Below are 24882 nucleotides of genomic sequence, written 5' to 3'. Positions count from 1 at the left end.
TTTTATTGTGGTTCAGCTTCTTGATAATAATATACATTCACCGGATTGATCTGGCTTTGTTTCAATTTGGAAAGAAAAGTTTCAAGGTTTTCATCGATATCCTCAGGCATTTCTTTATAAGAAGTTATCAGTATATTTTGCAAATTGGGCATGTCAGCGGCTAATTCTGCCACAAGATCTATATTATTGCTATAAGTAATTCTAATTGTACGAATCAAATAGATCTGAGCAGGATAGGCCGCTTTTAGCGTTGGTATTTCCGATACAGATTTTAAATCCATATCTTGAACGGGTTTGTCTACTCTGTCCCATTTTACTGCGTCTTTCCCATTCATAACAGCAATCATACCGTGAGCATCAAAAAAGGTTTCTTTGAGTAGTTCAGGGTTGGTAGATTGTTCAGGGTTGTTTTTCAGAGCAGATTTAGAGAAGTTTGTTTTACCCCCCGACGGATCTAGTAATGCATTAAGGTCTTGTATTTTCTTTTGTGCATGCAATGATGCGCCAAAGAAAAGACTAAGGCCAAAAAACAGGTGTACTTTTAATTTTTTCATCTTAGTGTTTTTTTTATTATGTAATTTTTTTTGATTTTTATTAAAATGATAATTCCAATCTTTAATTATAACAACTCAATTGACATTTAAAATGAAAAAATGCAGAGTTTAGTCTTAAAAAATAGAATCGTTGATTAAATTTTAAATGGAGATTATAGAAAAAAAGAAATTATGTAGGAATGATTTCAATAATAAATATTGAAAGTCAAAATAAAATCTTAAACGAATGCAGGCGGTGCCCGCAAAGAAGAACTTCTATATTTACCGAAATGTAAATAAGAAAGAGTAGTGTAGAATTTTTGTTTGTTTTTCTTGTCTTCGCAAAGAACAGGTGCTTTGTTTTTTTGCAAAAAGACTTTTAAGAATTTAAATGGAGAGTAAGAATTGTTGCTTGCAACTGCAATACTTCCATTTTGAAAATTAGTATTATTGAAATCTGAAGAAGTTTGATTTTGTGAAAGAAAAGTGGTAGGTTTTTCTTTAACCTGCTTTTGAATTTTTGCTAATTTTTCTTTTTCTTTTTCTTCTTTTTCTTTTTTACTGATTTGCGCAGAGATTGATTGATCTTCTTTTTTTTCTACTGTATTTTGTTTTGTATTAGAAGATTTCTTTTCTACAATTTTTACAGTGATAATGTTGGCGTTAGAAAAACTACTTTCACCTTTAATTATCGTATTTCCTAAAACGTAAATTACCGCAGTTTGCTTTGTTGTGACACTATCTGTCTTTGATAAAGTAGTTGCAAAGGAAAGTGATGAAAATAATAAAACAAAAAACACCGAAAATAAAGATGATATAGAAGTCATCCTTCTTTTCGGTAAATTTCTTACCAAAAATAAATCTTTTTTCAAAATTGTGTTTGTGTTTAGAATTAAACTTTTTAAAGATTAATTCTTTCACAAAACTACACAAGAGATTGCAATTAAAAAAGAATTTTAGTGCTTGTAGTTTAAAATAGGGTGATTTAACCCATCAGATTAGCAATCAATTAGGAGATAAAAAAACATTAAAAAGCCGATTCCATAAGGGGAATTATTTTGATCTTGCTGTTAAAGTATTCCTACATACAATAAAAAAACACCGACATATCTGTAATTCACACTTTAATAATTAAATGTAAAGAAGTAACATTTGGTAAATTTTAATACCTATCTTCAGCACACAAAATAGTTCCAATACCTTCATGCGAAAACTTATCATCTTTATTCTCCTTTTCTTTTTCGGAAATCAATTTACAACCGCTTCTTTGCAAACTTCTAAACAAACCAATCAACTTGTTTTAAAAGTGAAAGTTATTGGGGTAAAAGACGGCGATACCATTGAGGTTCTATACTATCAACTTCCCATTGTAATTCGGCTTGAACATATTGATGCGCCAGAAAAGAAACAAGCGTTTGGGACGGTTTCAAAACAAAAACTCTCAGACTTATGTTTTGGTAAAAACGTTACCATTGTCAGCACTGGTAAAAAAGGGAATTATGATGGCCGAGGTCGAATGATCGCTGAGGTTTTTGTAAATGAAAAAACGAACGTGAACAAGGAAATGCTGAAATCTGGTTTAGCCTGGCATTATAAAAAATATTCCAAAAATGAGGAGTATGCTCAATTAGAAAATTTCGCTAAGAGAAATAGAGTAGGACTTTGGACAGACAAAAATCCCGTCGCACCTTGGGATTTTAGAAGATAAATTATTCAACAATAAATTCAAATTGAGATTGATTTCTCTAAGAGCACAATGCAATTTTCGAAGAGGATCTTAATAATCTTAATTCCTTCATCAATCTTAATGGTGAATAATTTTTAAACATTCTCTCGCAGATTTTGCTTATTACGCAGATTTTCTTGAAGTCACTAATTTTAGAAAAAGTCTATTTTATAATTTCGCATCAAGGTTTTGTGGTTTATAAAAAATTAGGTTTTAAATTTGTAAAAAAAATAAATCAATGTTGCAGATTAAATCTTTTGCTTTCAATCCTTTTTCACAAAATACTTATGTCGTTTTCAATGAAGATAAAGTTGCTTTCGTCATTGATCCGGGAAATTTCACTGACGAAGAAACCGAGACTTTAGAAAAATTCATTTCGGACAATGATTTGAAAGTGCAAAATATTCTTTTAACTCACGCACATATCGACCATGTTTTAGGTTTGCAAAAAACCTTTGATGCCTACAATGTTCCTGTTTTGGTTCATCCGCTTGAGCAGGAAATACTGGATAGAAATCCAATGGATGCAAATCGGTTTGGCTTTTTCTTTAAACCATTTGAAGGGAAGATCTCTTATATTAATGAAGGTGAAACGGCAACTTTAGGAAAAGATGAATTTAAAATAATTCACGTTCCCGGCCATTCACCAGGAAGTATCGCTTTCTATAATGAAGCGCAGAAATTCATGATTTCGGGCGATGTTTTATTTGAAGGAAGTATTGGTAGAACCGATTTGTACAAAGGGGATCACGAGCAACTTATTACCAATATCAAAACAAAACTTTTTGTGCTTGATGAAGAAACAAAAGTTTACAACGGACACGGAAATCCAACCACAATTGGATTCGAGAAAAATTACAGTCCTTATTTCAGATAAAAGTTTTTCAAAGATTTTATCGTTGAAAAATGTTGCAAATAAAAAAGAGCCAAGTAATCTGTATGATACTTGGCTCTTTTTACTTTTTACTTGGCTCTTGTTTAAGCCTTCCACTTGATATTACAACCCATACTTGGTTTTTGGATTTCTTCCTGAGGCGCTTCTGCCAATAGGTTTTCGAAGGCGATAATTAAATCTTCACCTGTAATTTCTTTGTTGTTTCCCGGTCTGGAATCATCCATTTGTCCGCGGTAAATTAAATCTAATTTGTCATCAAAAAAGAAAAAATCTGGCGTGCAGGCAGCGTCGTAGGCTTTTGCAATCGCTTGGCTTTCGTCATATAAATAAGGGAAATCAAATTTTCTTTCTACCTGAAATTCAACCATTTTCTCTGGAGAATCAGCCGGATATTTCTCTACGTCGTTCGAATTAATCGCGATGAACTCAATTCCCTGTTCCTGATAATCTTCGTAAAGTTCAGTCAATTTATCAATCACATGAAGTACAAACGGACAATGATTACACATGAAGAAAACCAATGTTCCTTTTTCTCCTTTTAAATCTTCTAAGGATTGCATTTCATTGCTTTGAGACGGATTCGGAAGTTCAAAAAAAGGTGCTTTGGTTCCGAGTGCGAGCATATTTGAAGGAGTATTTGCCATAATGATTTGTTGATGAGTTAATGTGTTAATTTGATAATACAAATATAATGATAAACTATGGCAAAGAAAACAACAATCAGCATATTAAAGAATCATAACATCACCGAATTTAAATAGGATAACGATTCTTGCACCGAATTTTCAAAATTTACCCACTTGATGTTTTCTTCTTTTCGGTACCACGTTAATTGTCGTTTTGCAAACCGTCGGGAGTTTTTCTTGATTTCTTCCACGGCAAAATCCAGAGTCCAGGTTCCGTCGAAATATTTGAAGAGTTCGGCATAGCCAACGGTTTGTAAAGCCAGATTATTTTTAAAGGGAATTAATGATTCTACCTCTTTCAGTAAACCGTTTTCGACCATCAAATCTACACGTTGATTAATTCTTTCGTAAATGATTTCCCGTGGCGCTTGAAGTCCGATTCTGATGACTTTAAAATCCCGCTTGTTCATTTGTTCTGAAATATTTGCAGTGTACGTTTTACCGGTTTGCCAGATAATATCAATTGCTCGAAATAATCTTCTCGGATTGTCTTTGTCAACTTTATTAAAATATTCCGGATCTAATTCCTGTAAGATATTTTGAAGTTTTTCAATTCCATCTTCTTCTGAAATCTGCTCCAGTGTACGTTGGTTTTCTTCATTGGCTTCGGGTAGATCGTGAAGACCTTCGATGACGGCTTTTTCGTACATCATGCTTCCGCCAACCAAAACAACAACGTCATGTTTCTGAAATAATTCTTCGATTTTTTGAATGGCTTCTTTTTCATATTGTCCGATGGAATAATAATCCTGAACGGAAAGATTGCCAATAAAGTGATGCGGAACTTCGGCCAGTTCTTCAGGAGAAGGCGTTGCGGTGCCGATAGTCATTTCTTTGAAAAACTGTCGGGAATCACAGGAAATAATTTCGGTCTCGAAATGTTTTGCAATTTCGATGGCGAGTTTTGTTTTGCCGATTCCTGTTGTTCCGATAATGGAGATGAGTTTTTTCACGCTGCAAATTTCCTGATTTTTTTTGAATAATATTGAAACATTAAGGATTAAGGAAGATTAAGATTTTTGTTTTTTCTAATAACGACACAATTTTTCCGAAATGAATTTTAACACCTTAATGTTTAAAATTATATATTGTCAATTTAGTAGTCTTCTTTTCTCGCACAGATTTCACTGATTAATATTCCGTAATGAAAATTGAATCTATTCTTTTTTTTAATATTGATTCTTTTATGAAATAACAAAATACCTGATATTCTAGCCCCGATTGCAGTGGAAATCCCGGAATGAGACGTAATCTGCCGCGGCGGAGAGCGCCGAATGAAGAATTGTAACGGAAAGCGGGACGGGTTTTCGAAGAAGCGAAAATCTTGTTGCTTCTCCTAAAAAAAACCGCTCTTTTTAAAGAACGGCTTGTAATAAGTTTCTGATTTTATCCAATTACTTCGGCTTCATCAATGATATTGTCCTGCATGTTTTGAGAGACTTCCCAAGCGACAAATTTTTCGGCTTCTTTTACCAATAACGGAATCGCAAAGGTGAGTAACGCCAAGTCGTCTAAAATGCCGATACCCGGTATCCAGTCAGGGATGAGGTCGATGGGAGAGATGAGATAAACCAAGACCAAAGCGGGGATTATTACATCTTTTAAATGTGGTTTGTAACCACCTTTTTTGGTTGCAGATTTGATCATGCGGATGATTACAGGAATTTTTGAGACAAATCCTTTATGCTTGAATGCTTCTTTTGCCAACTGAATTTTTGATACTTTCATTTTGTGTATTGTGATTTTTAAAACGTGATATAATTCGCAAATTCTATACCACTATTTCGTAAATTTAGTTAAAGTTACTTGGTCACATTATCGATGAATTCGTTGGTTGATTTGGAGTTCCAATCTTTGGAACCGTCTTCTTTCAGAAGGATTCTGCCATTTTTATCTAATAGAAAAGTGGTGGGAAAAACCTTTGGCAAAACATGATTGGTAATCGGACTTTCAGCAATATATACGGGTGCGGTATAATTGTTTTTTTTCATGAATGCAATCACATCTTCCTCTTTGTCCTGCATGGCAATCAATACGAAATCGATTTTGTCTTTTCTGCCTTGATATAGTTTCTCGATGGTCGGCCATTCTTCGCGACACGGCGGACACCACGTCCCCCAGAAATTAAGCAGAATTAATTTATTGCCTTTTAAATCTTTAAGATTCGTGTCTGGAACATTAATTCCTTTGAGTTGGATATCGTAATCTTCATCGTTTAAAGTGATGGCGTTTTCGATGGCTGCGACGGGAAAAAAAAGATCTTTCAACTTCAATTTTACCGATGGGAAAAGATAAAGCACGGCTAAAAATGCCATAGCCAAAATGAAAAATGCGTTCTTCTTCAGAAATTTCATTGTCGTGTTTTGATTAAGAGTTTGTTTAATTTTTTAACCGCAAAAGATACAAAAGGTTCTTAAACAGAATTTATTCAAAAGTTTGCAAAATCATAATTTACTTTTTGCATCTTTTTGAAAATCCTTTTTTTAATTATCTTTTGCCAATTTTGCGGTTAAAATTAAAAAATTATTTACAGTAAAGATATGATTTCTTCGATGGCATCTTTGCCACGGTTTTTGGCGTAATAAACCTGCAAATCATTGTAGAATTCTTCTCTTGGGTACGTGTCTGGGTTTTCTTTGAATTTTTTCAAAAGATCATTTCCGAATTGTGGACGCGGACCCCAATCTGCTTTTACAGAGAAATCATCATTCACGATAATTACTTTTGGAATCGACTGCGTTCCATTGGTTTGAAATTGATCGATTAGCGAAAGATCGCTGTCTCGCAAGAAAATTTTAACTTCAACGCCGGCTGCTTCGAAAAATTTAGAAACTGCCGGAACAGTCGCACTGGCATCACCACACCACGGTTCTGAAATGATTAAAATTTTACCATTAAAGTTTTTGGCTTCTAATTTTTGAAGTTGTTCATCGTCAACTTTATAGGTTTTTACCGTTCTGTTGGTTCTTGTTAAACCCAGTTCGTAATATTCCTGGTGCTCATCATTTTTATCTGGATTGTTGTGAAAACGCTCTTCTGCTACTTTTAAATATTCATCAAAAGTGATGGCGTTTTGCCAGTAATTTTTAAATTCTTGATTTTTATCTGTTGTTTGGGCTTCTTGAATCATTGATTTCATTTCTTTTTTATTTGATACAAATTTCAGGATAATACTTGTATTAGTACGTGACCTAAATCACATTGGGAGTTTCTTTTAATTTTTTTACCGCAAAAGTTTCAAAAGTTTTATCCATTAAGCGGAATCAAAATACGGCAAAATGCATATTAAAATAATTTCTAGGTCGATTTCGTAGGTTTTGCGGATAATCTGTGTAAATCTGTGAGATCTGTGCTTTAAATAGATTTAGTATTTATTGTTTTTTAATGGATTTAGTATATGTTCTATCTGCAGTTAAAAGATTTTTCTGTTTTAAATTGGTTCGGAATACTTTCGAAGTTTATTGATCAAAAATAAATCTGCCAAAACGAAGGCTGCTAAATTCTCAACAATAGGAACTGCTCTTGGTAAAACGCAAGGATCGTGACGGCCTTTTCCTTCAACAATAATTGGTTTTCCATCAGAGTCAAAACTATCTTGTGGACGTATAATGGTTGCTACAGGTTTGAAAGCAATACGGAAATAAATATCCATTCCATTGGAAATCCCACCTTGGATTCCGCCAGAAAGATTGGTTTTTGTAGAAAAATCTTCATTGAATAAATCGTTGTGATCTTTGCCGGTCATCTTTGCGCCACAAAATCCACTTCCGTATTCAAAGCCCTTACAAGCGTTAATGTTCAACATTGCTTTTGCCAATTCGGCCTGAAGTTTTCCGAAAACCGGTTCGCCAATTCCGATAGGTAAATTCTTGATGACGCACGTAATTGTTCCACCGATGGTATTTCCTTCTTTCTTAATTTCTTTGATTTTCGCAATCATTTTTTCAGCCGTTTCCGCATCAGGACAACGAACATCATTATATTCGGTTTTAGAAAAGTCTAAATCTTGATAGGGTTTTTCGCAGAAAATTTCGCCAACCGAAGAAACGTAAGCATTGATTTCTACATTTTTGGGTAAAATCTGTTTTGCCATACTTCCGGCAACAACCCAATTCACCGTTTCGCGTGCAGAAGATTTTCCGCCGCCACGATAATCACGAATTCCGAATTTTTGGTCGTAGGTAAAATCTGCGTGACTTGGTCGGTATGATTTTGAAATATGATCATAATCTTTCGATTTCTGATTTTCGTTTTCAATCATAAAACCGATCGGAGTTCCAGTTGTTTTTCCATCAAAAATCCCGGAAAGAAACTTTACCGTATCACTTTCTTTTCGTTGCGTAACGATGGAACTTTGACCAGGTTTACGTCGGTCAAGTTGATGTTGAACTTCTTCTAAATTAATATTTAAACCTGCGGGAAAATTAGTGATGATTCCGCCGTACGCGGTGCCATGACTTTCGCCAAAGGTAGAGAGCGTGAGAAAATTGCCTAAATTGAACATGTTACAAAGTTACTTAATAGTTGTGAGTTTTTCTGCCACGAATTCACGAATTTATTTTAATGAAATTACGTTAGCGTTTCAATACAGTAGAATTCTTAGCGATAAACTTCGAAGTTGATTTTATTATTTGGAATCATTTATTGCAGGAATCGTTTTTGAATACTGTTCCAAGATTACTTCAATTTTTATTTTTTCTTCCTCTGTAATTTTTCTCCAGATAAATCCATCTTTTAAAGTTTCACCTTTGAGTTGTGGAAAAATTCCGGCATCTAAATCTTCTTGAATAAATTGCGGAGATATCGCCGGAAGTGTCGTATCAAAACTGAAAATATAACCATCGACGACATTGAATTTTAGATTTCCGATTTGATGCGTGTTGTATTTATTTAATGCAAAAGCAGCGGGTTTGACAAATTGAGTTTTAGTAAAACCCGTCATGAAATTTCCGAGTTTGAAACTGGGTAAATAGGTGGTAACCAGATTTGGAAATGATAGAAATGCACCAATGAAAATTGATGATAATGAGAAAATTAGAAGCGCGAGTTTTTTAGATAAAATTTGATAAAAAAGAACAAAGAAGACCACAAAAAACACATCGAAGAAAAAACGGTATTGCGCTGAAAATAAAAGAACAACAATGCTTTTAATTAAAATGGAGATAAAAAGAATCCAAATTAATTTTGATTTTTTAATAAAGGCAAAAACTAAAAATACGATTAAACTTAAAACAAATAAAAGATGAATAACACTTTTGATTCCGTTAATGAATAACCAGTTTTTGATATAATCAAATTTTGAAAACTGCTGAATTTCTTCGAAGGAATATTGCATATCGAAGGTTTTCATCATTGCCATTTCAGATGAGTTTTGTAATAATTCTGCATTAGGTTTCCAGGATAATCCTAGATCGACGAATTGAACTGGAAATATGGGGAATCCGAAAGTCCAGATGTTTTTAAATATGAAAAGAAGTAATACTGCAGTTCCAACAAAGAGAACTTTATAATTACTTTTTAAAATTAAAAAACTGTAGAAGAAAATAAAGATGGGCAACCAAATCATGGTCGGTTTTATGGCAAAAACAAAAACAGAAAGTGCAAATAAAAATTCAGAATTTTTATTTTCTAGAAAAACTTCATTTAAAATAATTAAAGAAAACACGATCGCAGGCAAATCTGTGGACGGAGATTGTAAAAAGAGAAAGAGTAAAGGGAACAAAACCAGATGGATCCAGGATTTTTTCTCTAAAACATAGATTAAATAAATAATCAGCATCAGAACATTTATTCTTAGAAAAGGATCAGAGAGATTTGAAAAGCCAGCCTGGAAAATATGCCAGAAAGAATTTTGTCCCAGTAGTAAATCCAGATTTGAAATTCCTTGAACCAGACCAACTTCTGACAACCATTTTACGGTCGGAACATAATATCCGAAATGATCTAAAATAAAAGGGTAGTAGGATCCAAAGAAAATAATGAGCAAAGAAATACTTAAAAATAAAAGAGAATTTTTTGAAATGAAATTCCAGAATTGGAGATAGACTTTAAAATAAAAAAAGGCTGTGATACCAATAATTAAAGTTCCTATTTCGACGTAGATATTGAGAGGAATAAAAAAAGCGAGGATCGTCCAAGTGATGGTGGTAAAGAAAATACCTGCAATAATTTGCAAAGCAATTCCTCGAGGGAAACTTCTGAAAATATTTTTGAAAATTGCTCCTAAACCTGCTAAAGTAGGAAGTAGCAAAATAAGCATCAATAAAGTATACAGCATAAAAAAAGATTGCTTAAAAATAAGCAATCTTTTCTATAATATATGAAGTGATTTTTTAATTTCTTGGTTGCACTCTACCATCTTTTCTGTCACCGGCTCTACCGATGGTATAACCAGTTGCGCCACCTACAACACCACCAACTACTGCACCCAAACCACGGTTTTTCTTGCTGATAATTGCACCTGCTGCAGCACCACCAACGGTACCAATTATGGTTCCTTTTGCGGCTTTACTCATTCCTTGTTTTTGTGTCGTTCCTTGATTAGTTCCTTGAGAAACTCCTGCATTTGAACCAGACGAAGAATTTTGTCGAGGCGTATTGTTTACATAAACAGTTTTAGTCTCTCTAATAACCTGCGGTTTTGGTTGTGCCGCGATTGCTTGTTTTCTCTCAGCAATACTGTCCATTTTCTTTTGAGTTTCGTAAGCCATTTTTTCTTTTTCAATGGCTAATTTTTGTTGCTCAATTTCAAGTTGTCTTTGCTGGAACTCTATTTTTTGTTGGTCTAATGATTTTTCAACTACGGTATTTTCTTTTTTACAAGCAGTCAAGGTCATTGCTGCTACTGCTCCTGATAATAAAATAGTTTTAAACTAAAGTTCTTTCTATTCGGTTGCGTTATTGCGTTAGTTGATTTCATAATGATAAATTTTAATACGATTTGAAAAGTAGATTATTAAATAATCAGTCTAATCTTACTACAGCCAAAAACGAAACCAATCTACTGTTAAAGGATTGTTAAAAGTTTTAAAAACTATTAAAATTATTGGTAGTCGCTTGATTATGAAAGTGTAGTTTACTTTTATTTTTTTTAAAATACATTGAATTATCGGCGGTAGATTTCAATGGTGTCTACTTTTAATTTTGCTTCTAACCATTTTCTTAAAGTTTCTTCATTTTCTTTGGTAAATGGTTTTTCACTTTGGTAGAAACCAACAGGAATCACTGTCGTAGAATCTGTTTTCGTAAAAATTTCTTGCTTTGCTACTGAAATTGAAGTCAACTCTGGAAAGATGGAAGATGCTTCTTTATAAAGATTGTCTGTTTGGAAAGAGTAGCGTGCAACTTTTGAGTTAAGGTCAGATATCAAAGCACTTCTTGCATTATCAACTTCATTGTTGGCAATTTTCTTGGTTGATGCCTCTGCCAGGAAAGCACTGTCTTGTCTGATGATTAATTTGGTGTTTGGCAAACCCAAACCTTCTAATTTTTTATTCTCTTCTTCGATTTCCTTTGCAGTGAATTTCTTATTTAAAAATGCTAACTCTATGGTTCGTAGTGTGGCAGGAGATGTGTAGTTGGTTTTTTGATAAACAATCGTATTGCCTTTTGATTCAAATTCTTTCTGTACATAAAGTTTTACTTTTTCCTGAAAACGCTGTTGCTGTATAAATTGGTAGGCAAAGAAAACACTGGGTACAATCATTAATACTGTAATAAATGTAATCCAGTTTCTTACTTTTTTTTCGCGTTTCGCATCTACAAAACCGATTGAAGGATATTTCAATAGTTTAACAATAAAATAAGTTGCGATGCAGATGAAAACACAATTGATTGCGTAGAGAAAAAGTGCGCCTCCAAAGAAAGAAAAATTTCCGGTTGCTAATCCGTAACCTGCGGTGCAAAGTGGTGGCATTAAAGCAGTGGCAATTGCAACACCGGGAATTGGATTTCCTTTTTCTACTCTGGTTACCGCAATCACACCCACTAATCCACCAGAAAAAGCAATAAGTACATCATAGATATTCGGTGAAGTTCTGGCCAGAATTTCAGATTGTGCTTCTTTAAAAGGAGTTAATAAGAAATATAAAAAGGAAACGAGTAATCCTATTAAAGTGGAAATTAAAAGGTTTTTAAGTGACTTTCTTAAAAGTGCAAAATCAAACATTGCCAAAGCAAATCCAGATCCAACAATTGGTGCCATAAGTGGAGAAATCAACATTGCACCGATTACCACCGCGGTAGAATTCACATTTAAACCCACAGAAGCAATAATAATGGCACAAGCCAAAATCCAAACATTTGCGCCAGAAAAAGAAATACTGCTGTGGATATTTGCTAAGACTTTTTCCTTTTCTTCTTCACCAATTTGGAGATTAAAATAATTATTCATCATTTAAAATAAGTAGTTAAAACAAATGTAGAAAATTAAACCAATATTTGAGGCGATTCCCTAAAAACCTCGTGTTTTAAATTGATAATTTCCCTTACTATTTCCCCAAAAAGAAAAACCCTAGAAATCTTACGAGCAGATTAATAGGGTTTTAGAGGTTCCTAGCGGATTCGAACCGCTGTAGATGGTGTTGCAGACCACTGCCTAACCACTCGGCCAAAGAACCATTTGGGTTTGCAAATATAGGACTTTTTATTTTTTGGAAAAAATAAATTTAAAGATTTTCTTTTATACCCAGACTTTCGATGTCATTTTTGCATGCTTCTGGCGCGGTCATAATCTTTAATCCGCACTACCCGCGTATTCGACCAGTTGTCGTGCCACCCGATGTTTACTAAAAAAGAAAGTTGGTCAAATGGAACCGCCCGCGTGAAATTTCTTTTGAGTAAATCGTCCGTTGTTAAATCACTCCCGTCCGCTTTGACGACTTTGGTTCCGGTGATTAATTTACCTAAACTTCTGCCGTTGCTAAATTTTTCAACTAGAAATAGAATGAACGAACACATCAAAACAGTTCCCACACGATCGATGAGCGGATTCATATCTGCAATTTGATCGATGGTTTCTTCGATATCTGCGCCAGTGATGAAATATTTTGCGATTACAAATACAAGCATCAGCGTCCAAATAATGATCATTGCAAAAGCAAGATCAATGATGTAATTTAGAAAGCGATATCCCTTATCTGCTTTATGTCTTTCAACAACCTGTAGAACTCTTGCCATAATTTTGTTTTAGTTTATATTTATTTATTTATTTATTTATTTATTTAATGAATTACATTCCCTTAACGAATAATTCCAGTTGTGCCTGAGTATCAATCACTGCTGTAATTCCAAATGGAGTAAGAATGATTTTTGATGGCGTCAACTTAAAAACTTTTCCTTTCATATTTAGACCTTTGTAATATTCTTTATTAAAGGTTTCTTCGATGCTTTTCTTTGATGAATTTTCGAGTTCCGCCGTTGGAATTCCGTATTCGTCTTCAATCATTTTTACGATTTTCCCTTGAAATAAAAGCGTTACCGTTTTGTATAAAATGTTTTTCGTTTTCAATTTGAATTTCGTGTCTGATAAAACAATTTTTCTTTTTAAGGGGTCGTAAACCGGAGTTCCGCTGATGTAAGAAGTTCCTTCTATGGCGCCTTCAGTTTGGGCTTCGATCATAATTCGGTCCTCTTCTCCAAAAACTTTAATTGAATTTATTTTAACCTTCGATTTTCCTTCTCTAAAATCAAACTCTTTTCCTAAAAACATTTTTTCGGCAATGGCGGTCGCCTCACTGAATGGAATGTTCACAGTAGTTTGCAATAAAAAGTTTTGTGGAAGTTGCTGTACCGAATTAAAATTAGCAACGGTTTTTATGACAGGAGAAGATGCTGGTTTTCTTCCTGTAAAAGTTTCAGAATACGTATCGATCCCGATATTCGCATCAATTCGATTTCCATAAAAAGTGAGCGGAGTAATATTTACACTGATTGGGGTGATTTTCAACCAGGTATTGTATTCTTCGGAAACTTGGAAAGGCTCAGAAAATTGATTCCAGGCCATAATTGCATATTGCTGAAAGTTCAGTTGCTCCAACATCATATCATCAATAGTTTTGCAAAAATCTGCCTGCTGTTTTACTAAACTGGATTCAACAAGGGAAGTAATAGGAACCTTAAATTTACCGTAATCTAAAACTGGTTTACTTACCCATTTATAACCCATTGGTGAGGTTTTAGTGACCATCTTCCAGTTATTATTAAAGGTGAGTTGCATATTAAAATACATCACCGTTTCAAATGTGGTGTTCTGATAATTGTAAAGACCAAATGTTCCAATTCCCTTTTCTGCCCATATTTTTAAAGGAACTTCGATGAGAAGATTTTGCTTCGTTCCACCAACCAAACGAATTGGACGAGTCTTCCAGACTTTCACTTTGAACTGGTCGTTATTATTGTCGGTAAAAGAATTGTCTTCGAAAATTAAGGTCGGCACAGAATTATTAATAATATTCCCAATTTCAGATAACGGAATTTTTACCGGCATCGTGATCGATGATTTTATTTTAGGGAAATTATAATAGGGTACTACTGAGTTCTCGGTATTTTGCTGCGAAAATAATTTCGAACCAAAAAGCAAAATCAGCAGTAAGAGAAAGTTTCGCATTTTTAAAATTTTCTATCTAACGCAAATTTGCATAAAATTTGGATAAGGGTGAGGAAATATATCATCATTTTAAATTTTATTTTCCAATTCTATAACAGGAATTGGTTCTTTAAATATTTTAATGATGAAAAAATTAATTCTAATCCTTAACTTTTCGCAATGAAAAATTTTGAAATTTCGGTACTGGATTTAGCGCCAGTAAAAAAAGATAAAACCATTCACGATACCTTTAACGACAGTTTAGATTTAGCAAGATTTGCTGAAAAATTAGGCTACAAAAGATTTTGGCTTGCCGAACATCATAACATGGCAAGCATTGCAAGTTCTGCAACTTCAGTACTCATTGGCTATATCGCCAATGGAACCCAAAAAATCAGAGTTGGATCCGGCGGAATTATGTTGCCAAACCACAGTTCACTGGTTATTGCCGAACAGTTCGGAACTTTAGAAAGTTTATTTCCCCACAGAATTGATTTAGGCGTGGGAAGAGCACCGGGAACTGACGGGCTGACCGCAAAAGCGCTCGGCCGAAATCCAAATAATATCAACCAGCATTTTCCCCAGCAAATCCAGGAATTGCAACGGTATTTTTCTGTAGAAAATTCCCAAAGTCTGGTCAGAGCCATTCCAGGAGAAGGTTGCGATGTTCCAATTTATGTTTTAGGATCAAGTACAGACAGTGCCTGGCTTGCGGCAGAGTTAGGTTTGCCTTATGCTTTCGCGGGACATTTCGCTCCACAAATGATGGAGTCTTCTTTTGAGATTTACCATCAGAATTATCGACCGAGTAAAGAATTTCCCGATCCTTATACGATTGCTTGTGTTAATGGAATTGCGGCTGAAACTGATACAGAAGCAACTAAACTTTCAACAACATTATATCAAGCATTTGTAAATCTTATTAGAAATGATAGAAAACCGTATGCTCCGCCAGTTGATGATATGGATGAAATCTGGAATCCAATGGAAAAAATGCATGTTCAAAATATGTTGAAATACAGTTTTATTGGAGGCAAAGAAACCATAAAAAAGGAAATGGAGCAGTTTCAGAAACGTTTCAGAGTTAATGAATTTATGATTACTTCGCATATTTATGAACATGAAGCGCGATTAAAATCTTATGAAATCATTCGAAATGCAGTTGATGATTTGAATCAGAATTGATAAATCCTGGTTTAAGGAATACTTTAAACTAATATTATTGAGTTTTCTTAAAATACATGAACCCATGTCCCAGTTTGAACCGAAATCTTTTTTAGGTTTCTTAGAAAAAGAAAAAGCAAAGGCAGAAAACCAAAAAAGTGGCAACCTTTCTAAAATTTCAGGATAAATTCAAACGGAAACAGACATCTAAATTAGAATTGTCGGTTGCGTTTAAACTCAGTATCTTTGCAAAAATCTAAAAGTAAAATGTCAGATATTAAACTTAATACAATTCCTGAAGCGATTGAGGATCTAAAAAACGGAAAAATAATCATCGTTGTAGATGATGAAAACCGTGAAAATGAGGGAGATTTTCTTTCTGCAGCGGAATTAACTACGCCGGAGATTATTAATTTTATGACCATCCACGGGCGTGGTTTAATTTGTACGCCACTACCAGAAAAACGTTGTGACGAACTCGGCCTCGATATTATGGTGACGCGCAGCAGCGATCCGAAAGAAACGGCTTTTACAGTTTCTGTGGATTTGTTGGGCGAAGGAGTTTCTACAGGAATTTCGGCGAGCGACAGAAGTAAAACGATTTTGGCCTTGATGGATAAAAATACAAAACCTACTGATTTCATGCGTCCGGGACATATTTTTCCGTTGAGAGCGAAAAAAGGTGGTGTTTTGAAAAGAGCCGGACATACCGAAGCAGCGATTGACTTAACCAAATTAGCCGGCCTGCAGGAAGGTGGCGTAATTTGCGAAATTATGAATGATGACGGTTCTATGGCCAGACTTCCGGAGTTGTATGAACTGGCAAAAAAGCACGATTTGAAATTGGTTTCTATCGAAGATTTAATTCAATATCAATTAAGAAAAGGAGATTTGATCGAACGTTTGGAAGAAAGAAAAGTGAAAACCCATTACGGTGAATTCGACTTTTACGCTTTCAAAGAAACGAGTACGGATCAAATTCACTTTGCTTTAACGAAAGGACATTGGTTAGAAAACGAACCGATTTTAGTGAGAGTACAAGCCTCAAATTCTTATTTTGATGTTTTGAGCAGACTGACGACGGGAGAAAAACCGTTGCTTGAAAAGGTGACAAAAATGATCAATGACGAAGGAAAAGGAGCGATTATTTTCATTAATAATGTTTCGAATTCTGAAAACACAATGCGCAAATTGCAGCAGTTTTTGGACTTCCAGGATGGTCAGGAAAAACGTCCAACTTTAGCATCAAACTTCCATGATTACGGAATTGGGACTCAGATTTTAAAGAATTTGGGAATTAATAAATTCCGGGTTATTACTCAAAATACGCAGCAGAAACCTTTGGTAGGAGGTTATGATGTGGAAGTAACCGAGATGGTTGAGTTGTAGCAAGAGCCAAGTAAAAAGATAAAAGAGTCAAGTAAGGCAATAAATATTTTGGGCAAATTTTTTGCCAATCCTAAACCCTTTCAGCCTTCTAAAGGCAGAAAGGGTTTTCTTTTTAATCACCACGTCAACACATCAACAGATTATCAACTCGTCAAAAATTGTTATCTTCGTCTCAATGAAATATTTACAAACTTTCCTGATTTTATTCAGTGCCTGTTTCTTTGCACAGGATATTCGCAGCGTTCAATTGTTTAATCCGCAAACCAATGATGAAACGCCGGTTATCGGGTTTAATGAACAGTTGATTTTGCGCTTCGATGATTTGTCGAATTCCAGTAATATTTATCGATATACGTTAAAACATTTTGACCGTAACTGGAACGATGATGGTTTGTTTTATACCGAATATGCAAATGGAAGTTTAAATGGAATGATCGATCAGTTTCAGTATTCCTTCAATACTTTACAGGCTTATACCAATTATACTTTGACTTTTCCGAATGATAAAATTCAACCGAAAATTTCAGGGAATTTTGAATTGTTAGTTTATCAGGATTCAGCGAGTAAACCACTTTTCACCAAAAGATTTTGTGTCGTAGAAGACGGAGCGAATCTGGCTCTAAATATTACCCGAACTTCTGATGCGAGAAATCCCCAAATCAACCAAAGGGTAGAAGTGCAGGCTGTTGGAAATAGTTCGGCCATGAATTCCAATCTCAATTCTCTTTCTTTGAATGTCATCCAAAATAACAACTGGAACCTGGGTGTTTATAATCAAAAAGCAAGTTCAACTTTAGGAAATAAAATACTTTTTCAACAAATGAATTTGGTTTTCCCCGGTAATAATGAGTTCTATTATTTCGATAATAAGAATATGAATCAGCCATTTGACATGGTTGCTCAATCAGAAACCGTTGACGGAGTTAACTATACTTATCTTCATCCCGTTTGGGCTTTTCCGCTGAATTATCAATATCAGCCGGATGTGAATGGCGCTTATTATTTCCGTAGAAATGATTTGGGAATTGAAAGAAATGCGGAACGAGAAGCAGATTATTCGTGGGTTTATTTCGCGCTGGATTCAGAAAAAACAAATAAAGAAATTTATGTTGTGGGTGGTTTCAATGACTTTAAAGCAAGCAAAGAAAATCAAATGACTTACGATGAAACTTTAAAAAAATACATTGCCAAAATTTATTTGAAACAGGGATTCTACAATTATATTTTGGCTACTAAAAATCCGGATGGAAGTTTAAATCTTGGTGAAATTAACGGTAATTTCTGGCAGACCGAAAACTTGTATCAAGCATTTTTATATTACCAGCCTTTTGGCAGAAACTACGATGGATTGTTGGGTTATGGGGAATTTAGAACGCCGGTGAGATAAATTTTTAGACTTATCCCAGTTTTTCATGGTTTCTTGATGAATGAAATATTGCGACAATAACAATATATTCTTTTCCAATTTTGTAATGAATGGTAAATGGAAAGTTTTAATTACTAAAACTCTGATATCTTTATATTTTAATTCTGCTGATTTTGGATTTTTTTGAATTAAATCTAGTTGATTTCTGATTTAAATCTTTTGCCCAAACTTAAAACTCTACCTTCGTAGAATTTTGCAGAATTAATAAATTCTTCTTTGCTTCAAAGGAGAATTTAATTTTCATCTAATTCTCTGTCGATTTCAGAAAAAACATCATTCATATCTGTAAGAGAGCCGGGATTTCTTTTGTATTCTTCGATTCTTTCTCTTACCTCATTTTTCTGCCACTCGGGAATTTCTAGATCAATTTCTTCTTCTGATAACCCATCGATATAACCCCAAACTCTTTCTAAGAAATTTTCAGGAAGTGTTTTCAGTTTTTCGGTAAGTTGTTCAACAGTAACATTCATAGAATCAAAGTTATGAAAAACTATTCATAAAAAAAGACCTTCAAGATTTCTTGAAGGTCAATATGTTTTTATACCAAATAAAACTCGTGCAATTTTTCCTCGCACAAAGTTTTCACTACCTCAATCCAGCGGTCTTCATCATTTAAACATGGAATGTAATTGTAGGTTTCCCCGCCACCATGCATAAACTGTTCTTTACCTTCAACTGAAATTTCTTCCAAAGTTTCCAAACAGTCAGACACAAAAGCCGGACAAACAATTGCCAGATTTTTAATTCCTTTTTTGCCCAAACCTTCCAAAGTTTCATCTGTATAAGGTTCCATCCATTTATCATTTCCCAAACGGGACTGGAAGGTTACCATTACTTTTTCTTTCGGTAAATTTAATTTCTTTATTACCTCTTCCGTCACCTTAAAACACTGGTGTCTGTAGCAAAACTGATGACTCGGATTACTATCTCGGGAACAACAGTCGTTTAGATTACAGGTTTTGGTAGGATCGGTTTTGAAAATATGTCTTTCCGGAACACCGTGATAAGAGAATTGTAAAGCATCAAATGTTTCCGGCAATTTCTCGCGGATACTTTCTGCCAAACAGTCGATATAAATTTCACGGTTATAAAAAGGCTGAACGTAATTAATTTTAATATCAGGGAAATGTTTCTTGCGCACCTCTTCGGCTTTGTCAATCACCGTTTCCGTCGTGCTCATCGCGTATTGCGGATAGAGTGGGAAGAGAACGATTTCCGTAACACCTTGATCAGTCAGTTTTCGGATTCCAGTTTCGATGCTCGGTTCAGCGTAACGCATTCCGATTTCTACGGGAACATCTACGATTTTTTCGAGTTTCTTTTTAATCCTTTCGGTGATGAAAATCAACGGCGAACCTTCATCAGTCCAAACCGTTTTGTAGGCTTCTGCAGATTTTTTCGGTCGCGTATTCAAAATAATCCCACGCACCAACAATGTTCGGAAAAACCAGCGATAATCAATCACCTTTTCATCCATTAAAAACTCATCCAGATACTCCCTGACATCCTCAACTTTTGTCGATCGTGGCGACCCAAGATTAACTAATAAAATTCCTTTTTTCGACATGTATTTTTTATTTGGGCGCCTAATTCCGCCTTCCACTCCCGCTTTTTTTATTATTGTCTTCGGCTCCGCTCAGACAACAATAAAAAAGAGCTCCGTTCAAGTCGGGGCGCAACCCTGTTATATTTTTAAAATGACAGCAACAATTAAAGATTTTTTTCCATCTTCAACTATCAACTATCAACTATCAACTATCAACTATCAACTATCAACCGTTTACCGCTTCAACTTTCTCTACCAATTCAGGTAAAAACTGTTTCAGAATATTTTCGATTCCACCTTTTAAAGTTGCTGTAGAACTTGGACAACCGGAACAAGCACCTTGCATTAACATTTTTGCAGTTTTTGTTTCAGCATCGTATTCCATCAAAGAAATTTTTCCACCGTCACCTTCTACTGCTGGAGCGACATATTCGTTTAAAATATCAGAAATTTTCTGTTCGTCTTCCGTATAATCTCTGTTCATGATTCCCGCTGCCGGACTTTCATGTTTTTGTGGAGTTACATTAGAAATAGCACCACCGTTTTGAAGATAATCAGATACAAATGCTCGCACCGTAACCATTACTTCATGCCATTCAACCGATACGTTTTTCGTAATTGCTACAAAATTATCTGAAATGAAAACTTCTTTCGCAAAATCATATTCATCAAAAATGGCTTTGGCTAAAGGAACTTCGCTTGCTTCTTCTCGAGATTTAACTTCGATGAAACCATCCATTAAGGCTTTATTAGAAACGAATTTCATTACCATTGGATTCGGAGTCATCTCCGCATAAATTAGATATTCATCGTTTTTCTTCTGAAGATAAATTCTTGGGTTCGCTTCTAATTCATCTACGATAACGGTTTTTAACGGTTCAACAAGGTTTTCCCAGTCAATGCCATCCTGTTTTGCTACAGCGATAAAGTTTGCCGTAATAAAAACTCTTTCTACAAAAGGATATTTGAAAAGTTCTTGGGCTAAAGGAATTTCTTTAATATCCGAATTTCTGTCGAGTTCCAGAGAACCGGGAATTAAGTTGTAGTCGACTACAAACTTCATTACTTTCGGGTTTTCTGTGGGCTCTATAATAAGTGGTCTCATTTTATTTCACTAAATTTGGATACAAAAATACGGATAACAATTTAGATTTCATTATTGATGTTTTAGACCCTGTCAATGAGTAATATCAGTTAACATAGATAAGGTTTATTAAAAATAAATGGTATTAATTTTATTGGTATAAATTATCATATTTTTAAATTAACACATTATCAATTTAATATGGCACTTATAAAAGAACTTTTAGGAAAAACCCCACAAATGGGAAACGATACTTTTTTAGCAGAAACAGCAACCATTATCGGTGATGTTAACATGGGCAAAGAATGCAGTGTTTGGTATAACGCCGTCATCCGTGGTGATGTGAATTATATAAAAATGGGCGATAAAGTGAATGTTCAGGATAATGTGATGTTGCACTGTACGTACGAAAAATTCCCGCTCGTAATCGGAAATAATGTTTCCATTGGACACAACGCAATCGTTCATGGTTGCACCATTCATGACAATGTTTTAGTTGGAATGGGCGCAATTGTCATGGATGACTGTTTGGTAGAAAGCAACTCGATTGTAGGTGCTGGGTCGGTTGTGACTCAGGGAACGCATATTAAATCAGGCGAAGTTTGGGCTGGATCTCCAGCAAGAAAAATTAAAGATATGTCTACTGAATTATTAGAAGGCGAAGTGAACAGAATCGCTGATAATTATGTGAAATACTCCGGCTGGTATAAAGAAAGTACGAGTTTGTAAATAATACGAAATAGAGAAAGAAGTTGGATTTATTCACCTTCTTCCTTTTTATCTGAATGATCTCCAATTAACACCGCTTTTCCATCCTGGCATCTGATTTCGGCAGGAGGCATCACCATCGCACAATCTGACATGATTTTATGTTTCGTGTTAAAAGCACTTTGCATCGAAGTGAACTGGGTTATTTTTGGTAAAATTTCTTCTTCTAATTTTAAAGGATACGCAATATAAGAACTTGGTCCACCACATGCTTTTGAGCCGATTGCAGCAAATTTCCAGTCTGTTGCATCGGAGCAGGTTTCAGTGCTGATTAATGAATCAATTTTGTTGATGAGGTTTTTCATTTGAACTTGCTCTTCTTCCTGCGAAAACTCATTTTCTGGTTTCAGCGCAATATCCTTCGGTAAAGTCTCTTCCTCTATCATTCCTTTTTTCGAGGAACACGAAGCCAGCGTTAAAATTGAAATTGCAATAATCAATAAGTTTTTCATTTTCTATTTTTCTTTTACTTTACAAAAATACAGTCTTTTTTGGAATTTTGACTCAAGAGTATTTTGTACGAAGGAAGCGCATAAGTTTCTTTTTTATTCTTCTAATTGAAAGTTCACACCGTTTTATCTAAAATTATTAAAATTCACTTAGAATCTATTAAAAAGAATTCGTGCATTTGTGGCAAAAAAACTTTAATACACATGTCCTAATTTCGGCTATGGTAATTGTATTCAATTTCTTAAATTTGACCAATGGACGAATCTCTCTTTAATTTAGCCGAACATACGAACCGCAGTATTTTTTTAACGGGAAAAGCAGGAACGGGAAAAACGACTTTTCTTAATGAATTTGTAAAGAAAACCAAGAAGAAACATATCGTGGTGGCTCCCACTGGAATTGCTGCAATCAACGCTGGTGGCGTTACGATTCACTCCATGTTCGGACTTCCTTTGAGAACTTTTATTCCGACTACCGATCGAATCGACAGTAATTTAGGAAACAATATTGCTGATTTGATGCAGCACTTTAAATACCGAAAAGACAAACTCAAACTTTTGCGCGAAATAGAAATCATTATCATCGATGAGGTTTCCATGTTGCGTGCTGATGTTTTGGATATGATGGATTTTTCGCTGCGTTTTGTTCGTCGGAATCAGCAGAAATTCGGTGGTGTTCAAATGTTATTTATTGGAGATTTGTACCAACTTCCGCCGGTGGTGAGAGATGAACATTTCTTAGGACAATATTATAAATCACCTTTTTTCTTTGAGAGTTATGCTTTAAAGGAAATGCCTTTAATTACGATTGAATTAACAACTGTTTATCGTCAGACTGATGAAACGTTTTTGGAGATTCTGAATGATATCCGAGATGGAGCAGTAGGCGATATCGATTTCGAAACCTTGAACGAAAGGTATAATCCCGATTTCGAACCGACCGATGAACCTTATGTTTATCTGACTTCTCACAACAGAATGGCCGACGAAATCAATCAGAAAAAATTGAAGGAATTAAAAGGAAAACTTTATTCCTATAATGCAGATATCGTTGGCAACTTTAGCGAAAATCAATATCCCAACGAAGAAGAACTTCAGTTGAAAGTTGGAGCACAAGTAATGTTTATTCGAAATGATGCCAGTGCCGACAAAAGGTATTTCAATGGAAAGTTGGCCGAAGTGATGAGTTTAAACGATAAGGAAATTACCGTGCTCATCGATGGCGACGATGAAGTTTTCACTATAAAAAAAGAAACCTGGGAACAGAAAAGATATGGCTTAGATGCTGAAAAAAACATCACCGAAGATGTCTTGGGAAGTTTTCAGCAATATCCGATTCGGCTGGCTTGGGCAGTGACGATTCATAAATCGCAAGGTTTAACTTTTGACCGTTTGATTATTGATGCTGGAAAATCATTTGCCTCCGGACAGGTTTATGTAGCGCTTTCCCGTTGTCGAACTTTAGAAGGAATTGTTTTAAAATCTAAGATTACACCGAATGTAATTTTTGCTGACCGCAGAGTTTCAAAATTTCAGGATGAAACGAATGCCAACGAAAAAGTCGAGGAAATTCTACAGGCTGAAAAATATGATTACAGCATTAAAAAAGTAATCAGCAGTCTGGATTGTATGTGGTTCAGACAATCCCTGGAAAAGTGGTATCAATCCACCAAAACCAGCAAAGCACTTGATAAAAGCAAAGCAACCTTTTTATACCAAAGCATTAAACCGAAGATTTCAAATTTTGGCGACGTTTATCAAAAGTTTGAGAGAATCATGGTTCAGAAAACCCATAAATTTATCAATGGTGATGAAAAATGGCCGGAGATTGAAACAAAAGCAAAAGGCGCGGTAAATTTCTTTTTTACCAAAGTGAATTTAGAAATATTTCAGCCGTTGCTCGATTTCTATTCTGAGAATAAAGGGACAAAAGGTCTGAAAGAATACAACGAAGATTTTCGTGTTTTTCTAGATGATTTAGAAGATTATCTGAATGATTTAAAGAAAGTTCATCTGTTGGAAGCACCACTTTTTAATCAGGAAAATAATATTACGATTTCGACGAAAGTAGCCAAAATCCCTTCTCATATTTTAACCTTTCAGTTATTCGAAGATGGAAAAACCATTCCTGAAATTGCCAAAGAAAGAGGTTTGGTAACGGAAACGATTTTTGGACATTTAGCGAAATTCGCGGAACAGGGATTATTGGATTTGACCAGAATTTTTGACAAAGAAAAAATAAAAACCTTTGAAAAAGAATTTAAGAAAAATTCGTACGAAACCTTAAATGACTGGAAGAAAGCCCTACCGAACGATTTTGAATTCAATGAAATCCGTTTGTTGCTGAATCACTTTACTCATAAAAATTCCAAAACAGGAAAGTAAATTCTTAATACATTAAACCACAAAAGTCACAAAAGTTTAATTGCAATTAAAGTGAAAATCATGCTGCTGAAAGTTCGCAAAATTAAATTTCACCATTAAGATTTAATTAAGAAGTTAAGTTCATTAAGACTTTTTTAGTAAAATGGAGTGTGCTAAAACTAATGTGATTTGGGCACTGAACTAAAAACTAATGTGACTTATGTGGAAAAAATAAACCACAAAAGTTACAAAGTATATTTGCTATTT

Annotated in this window: 24 protein-coding genes and 1 tRNA gene; 7 read left to right on the top strand and 18 right to left on the bottom strand. The window is 34.7% G+C overall.

Going from position 1 to position 24882, the window contains the following annotated elements; all coding sequences use genetic code 11:
* Window positions 1-2 precede the first annotated feature (2 nt).
* Both PUH65_RS00465 and PUH65_RS00460 read right to left on the bottom strand, forming a co-directional pair.
* A complete protein-coding gene (locus PUH65_RS00465) occupies window positions 3-554 on the bottom strand; it encodes a hypothetical protein (RefSeq protein WP_305517894.1) in 552 nt (183 codons plus the stop codon).
* A 218-nt stretch (window positions 555-772) separates the two neighbouring features.
* On the bottom strand, window positions 773-1405 hold the full coding sequence (locus PUH65_RS00460) for a hypothetical protein (RefSeq protein WP_305552524.1): 633 nt from the start codon (window positions 1403-1405) through the stop codon (window positions 773-775).
* A 332-nt stretch (window positions 1406-1737) separates the two neighbouring features.
* On the opposite strand from PUH65_RS00460, the gene PUH65_RS00455 reads away from it, so the two are divergent.
* Both PUH65_RS00455 and PUH65_RS00450 read left to right on the top strand, forming a co-directional pair.
* A complete protein-coding gene (locus PUH65_RS00455; protein ID WP_305517892.1) occupies window positions 1738-2241 on the top strand; it encodes a thermonuclease family protein in 504 nt (167 codons plus the stop codon).
* A gap of 256 nt (window positions 2242-2497) precedes the next feature.
* A complete protein-coding gene (locus tag PUH65_RS00450; protein ID WP_305517891.1) occupies window positions 2498-3136 on the top strand; it encodes an MBL fold metallo-hydrolase in 639 nt (212 codons plus the stop codon).
* A gap of 101 nt (window positions 3137-3237) precedes the next feature.
* Here the strand turns inward: PUH65_RS00450 and PUH65_RS00445 are convergent, their stop codons facing one another.
* The 12 genes from PUH65_RS00445 to PUH65_RS00390 form a co-directional block, all read right to left on the bottom strand.
* Window positions 3238-3798: a thioredoxin family protein gene (locus PUH65_RS00445; RefSeq protein WP_305517890.1), complete on the bottom strand. Its 561-nt coding sequence runs from the start codon at window positions 3796-3798 to the stop codon at window positions 3238-3240.
* A gap of 92 nt (window positions 3799-3890) precedes the next feature.
* Window positions 3891-4793: a tRNA (adenosine(37)-N6)-dimethylallyltransferase MiaA gene (gene miaA, locus PUH65_RS00440; RefSeq protein ID WP_305517889.1), complete on the bottom strand. Its 903-nt coding sequence runs from the start codon at window positions 4791-4793 to the stop codon at window positions 3891-3893.
* 433 nt (window positions 4794-5226) lie between these two features.
* Entirely contained in the window at window positions 5227-5568 is a 342-nt protein-coding gene (locus PUH65_RS00435; RefSeq protein WP_305517888.1) for a YkvA family protein, read from the bottom strand.
* Between the two features lie 74 nt (window positions 5569-5642).
* Window positions 5643-6194: a TlpA disulfide reductase family protein gene (locus PUH65_RS00430; RefSeq protein ID WP_305517887.1), complete on the bottom strand. Its 552-nt coding sequence runs from the start codon at window positions 6192-6194 to the stop codon at window positions 5643-5645.
* A 173-nt stretch (window positions 6195-6367) separates the two neighbouring features.
* Complete coding sequence (locus PUH65_RS00425) at window positions 6368-6970, bottom strand: thioredoxin family protein (protein WP_305552523.1); 603 nt, start codon at window positions 6968-6970, stop codon at window positions 6368-6370.
* A gap of 300 nt (window positions 6971-7270) precedes the next feature.
* Window positions 7271-8344, bottom strand: a complete 1074-nt coding sequence (gene aroC / locus PUH65_RS00420; RefSeq protein WP_305517885.1) for a chorismate synthase — start codon at window positions 8342-8344, stop codon at window positions 7271-7273.
* A 123-nt stretch (window positions 8345-8467) separates the two neighbouring features.
* The gene (locus PUH65_RS00415; RefSeq protein ID WP_305517884.1) at window positions 8468-10117 is read right to left on the bottom strand and encodes a hypothetical protein; all 1650 of its coding nucleotides are present in this window, start codon (window positions 10115-10117) and stop codon (window positions 8468-8470) included.
* Window positions 10118-10172: 55 nt separating this feature from the next.
* Window positions 10173-10676, bottom strand: a complete 504-nt coding sequence (locus PUH65_RS00410; RefSeq protein ID WP_305517883.1) for a YMGG-like glycine zipper-containing protein — start codon at window positions 10674-10676, stop codon at window positions 10173-10175.
* A 269-nt stretch (window positions 10677-10945) separates the two neighbouring features.
* Window positions 10946-12232: a DUF389 domain-containing protein gene (locus PUH65_RS00405; protein WP_305552521.1), complete on the bottom strand. Its 1287-nt coding sequence runs from the start codon at window positions 12230-12232 to the stop codon at window positions 10946-10948.
* 155 nt (window positions 12233-12387) lie between these two features.
* A tRNA-Cys gene (locus PUH65_RS00400) sits at window positions 12388-12458 on the bottom strand.
* Window positions 12459-12540: 82 nt separating this feature from the next.
* Window positions 12541-13017: an RDD family protein gene (locus tag PUH65_RS00395; protein ID WP_305517881.1), complete on the bottom strand. Its 477-nt coding sequence runs from the start codon at window positions 13015-13017 to the stop codon at window positions 12541-12543.
* 52 nt (window positions 13018-13069) lie between these two features.
* Window positions 13070-14446, bottom strand: coding sequence for a DUF4403 family protein (locus PUH65_RS00390; protein ID WP_305517880.1), 1377 nt, complete (start codon window positions 14444-14446; stop codon window positions 13070-13072).
* Window positions 14447-14605: 159 nt separating this feature from the next.
* On the opposite strand from PUH65_RS00390, the gene PUH65_RS00385 reads away from it, so the two are divergent.
* From PUH65_RS00385 to PUH65_RS00375, 3 genes are all read left to right on the top strand, one after another.
* Window positions 14606-15610: an LLM class flavin-dependent oxidoreductase gene (locus PUH65_RS00385; protein WP_305517879.1), complete on the top strand. Its 1005-nt coding sequence runs from the start codon at window positions 14606-14608 to the stop codon at window positions 15608-15610.
* Between the two features lie 246 nt (window positions 15611-15856).
* A complete protein-coding gene (gene ribB / locus PUH65_RS00380) occupies window positions 15857-16978 on the top strand; it encodes a 3,4-dihydroxy-2-butanone-4-phosphate synthase (RefSeq protein WP_305517878.1) in 1122 nt (373 codons plus the stop codon).
* Window positions 16979-17153: 175 nt separating this feature from the next.
* Window positions 17154-18365 (top strand): type IX secretion system plug protein domain-containing protein, encoded by a 1212-nt coding sequence (locus PUH65_RS00375; protein ID WP_305517877.1) that lies wholly within the window; start codon window positions 17154-17156, stop codon window positions 18363-18365.
* 272 nt (window positions 18366-18637) lie between these two features.
* Here PUH65_RS00375 and PUH65_RS00370 read toward each other — a convergent pair whose 3' ends face one another.
* The 3 genes from PUH65_RS00370 to PUH65_RS00360 all read right to left on the bottom strand — a co-directional run bounded on the left by PUH65_RS00370 (window position 18638) and on the right by PUH65_RS00360 (window position 21055).
* Window positions 18638-18874 (bottom strand): addiction module protein, encoded by a 237-nt coding sequence (locus PUH65_RS00370; RefSeq protein ID WP_305517876.1) that lies wholly within the window; start codon window positions 18872-18874, stop codon window positions 18638-18640.
* A gap of 68 nt (window positions 18875-18942) precedes the next feature.
* Window positions 18943-19971, bottom strand: coding sequence for a ferrochelatase (gene hemH, locus PUH65_RS00365; RefSeq protein WP_305517875.1), 1029 nt, complete (start codon window positions 19969-19971; stop codon window positions 18943-18945).
* 205 nt (window positions 19972-20176) lie between these two features.
* Entirely contained in the window at window positions 20177-21055 is an 879-nt protein-coding gene (locus tag PUH65_RS00360; protein WP_305517874.1) for a NifU family protein, read from the bottom strand.
* Between the two features lie 180 nt (window positions 21056-21235).
* On the opposite strand from PUH65_RS00360, the gene PUH65_RS00355 reads away from it, so the two are divergent.
* A complete protein-coding gene (locus PUH65_RS00355; RefSeq protein ID WP_305517873.1) occupies window positions 21236-21763 on the top strand; it encodes a gamma carbonic anhydrase family protein in 528 nt (175 codons plus the stop codon).
* Window positions 21764-21792: 29 nt separating this feature from the next.
* On the opposite strand, the gene PUH65_RS00350 is transcribed toward PUH65_RS00355, so the two are convergent.
* Window positions 21793-22254, bottom strand: coding sequence for a hypothetical protein (locus tag PUH65_RS00350; protein ID WP_305517872.1), 462 nt, complete (start codon window positions 22252-22254; stop codon window positions 21793-21795).
* Between the two features lie 252 nt (window positions 22255-22506).
* Between PUH65_RS00350 and PUH65_RS00345 the strand changes: the two genes are divergently transcribed.
* Complete coding sequence (locus tag PUH65_RS00345) at window positions 22507-24636, top strand: helix-turn-helix domain-containing protein (RefSeq protein WP_305517871.1); 2130 nt, start codon at window positions 22507-22509, stop codon at window positions 24634-24636.
* Window positions 24637-24882: the final 246 nt, after the last annotated feature.

The sequence above is a fragment of the Kaistella sp. SH40-3 genome (assembly GCF_030686865.1).
In the GTDB taxonomy this organism is placed as follows: domain Bacteria; phylum Bacteroidota; class Bacteroidia; order Flavobacteriales; family Weeksellaceae; genus Kaistella.
Note: the sequence above shows the minus strand (reverse complement) of the source record. Positions and strands in the feature narration are given on the sequence as shown.

Bases quoted from the DNA above. Each gene is read 5' to 3' on its own strand.
- PUH65_RS00415 (WP_305517884.1), bottom strand. From the start codon at position 10,117: ATGCTGTATACTTTATTGATGCTTATTTTGCTACTTCCTACTTTAGCA.
- PUH65_RS00370 (WP_305517876.1), bottom strand. From the start codon at position 18,874: ATGAATGTTACTGTTGAACAACTTACCGAAAAACTGAAAACACTTCCT.
- PUH65_RS00435 (WP_305517888.1), bottom strand. From the start codon at position 5,568: ATGAAAGTATCAAAAATTCAGTTGGCAAAAGAAGCATTCAAGCATAAA.
- PUH65_RS00395 (WP_305517881.1), bottom strand. From the start codon at position 13,017: ATGGCAAGAGTTCTACAGGTTGTTGAAAGACATAAAGCAGATAAGGGA.
- PUH65_RS00345 (WP_305517871.1), top strand. From the start codon at position 22,507: ATGGACGAATCTCTCTTTAATTTAGCCGAACATACGAACCGCAGTATT.
- hemH (WP_305517875.1), bottom strand. From the start codon at position 19,971: ATGTCGAAAAAAGGAATTTTATTAGTTAATCTTGGGTCGCCACGATCG.
- PUH65_RS00465 (WP_305517894.1), bottom strand. From the start codon at position 554: ATGAAAAAATTAAAAGTACACCTGTTTTTTGGCCTTAGTCTTTTCTTT.
- aroC (WP_305517885.1), bottom strand. From the start codon at position 8,344: ATGTTCAATTTAGGCAATTTTCTCACGCTCTCTACCTTTGGCGAAAGT.
- PUH65_RS00430 (WP_305517887.1), bottom strand. From the start codon at position 6,194: ATGAAATTTCTGAAGAAGAACGCATTTTTCATTTTGGCTATGGCATTT.
- PUH65_RS00355 (WP_305517873.1), top strand. From the start codon at position 21,236: ATGGCACTTATAAAAGAACTTTTAGGAAAAACCCCACAAATGGGAAAC.
- PUH65_RS00405 (WP_305552521.1), bottom strand. From the start codon at position 12,232: ATGAATAATTATTTTAATCTCCAAATTGGTGAAGAAGAAAAGGAAAAA.
- PUH65_RS00425 (WP_305552523.1), bottom strand. From the start codon at position 6,970: ATGATTCAAGAAGCCCAAACAACAGATAAAAATCAAGAATTTAAAAAT.
- ribB (WP_305517878.1), top strand. From the start codon at position 15,857: ATGTCAGATATTAAACTTAATACAATTCCTGAAGCGATTGAGGATCTA.
- PUH65_RS00455 (WP_305517892.1), top strand. From the start codon at position 1,738: ATGCGAAAACTTATCATCTTTATTCTCCTTTTCTTTTTCGGAAATCAA.
- PUH65_RS00375 (WP_305517877.1), top strand. From the start codon at position 17,154: ATGAAATATTTACAAACTTTCCTGATTTTATTCAGTGCCTGTTTCTTT.
- PUH65_RS00360 (WP_305517874.1), bottom strand. From the start codon at position 21,055: ATGAGACCACTTATTATAGAGCCCACAGAAAACCCGAAAGTAATGAAG.
- PUH65_RS00390 (WP_305517880.1), bottom strand. From the start codon at position 14,446: ATGCGAAACTTTCTCTTACTGCTGATTTTGCTTTTTGGTTCGAAATTA.
- PUH65_RS00445 (WP_305517890.1), bottom strand. From the start codon at position 3,798: ATGGCAAATACTCCTTCAAATATGCTCGCACTCGGAACCAAAGCACCT.
- PUH65_RS00385 (WP_305517879.1), top strand. From the start codon at position 14,606: ATGAAAAATTTTGAAATTTCGGTACTGGATTTAGCGCCAGTAAAAAAA.
- PUH65_RS00450 (WP_305517891.1), top strand. From the start codon at position 2,498: ATGTTGCAGATTAAATCTTTTGCTTTCAATCCTTTTTCACAAAATACT.
- PUH65_RS00410 (WP_305517883.1), bottom strand. From the start codon at position 10,676: ATGACCTTGACTGCTTGTAAAAAAGAAAATACCGTAGTTGAAAAATCA.
- PUH65_RS00350 (WP_305517872.1), bottom strand. From the start codon at position 22,254: ATGAAAAACTTATTGATTATTGCAATTTCAATTTTAACGCTGGCTTCG.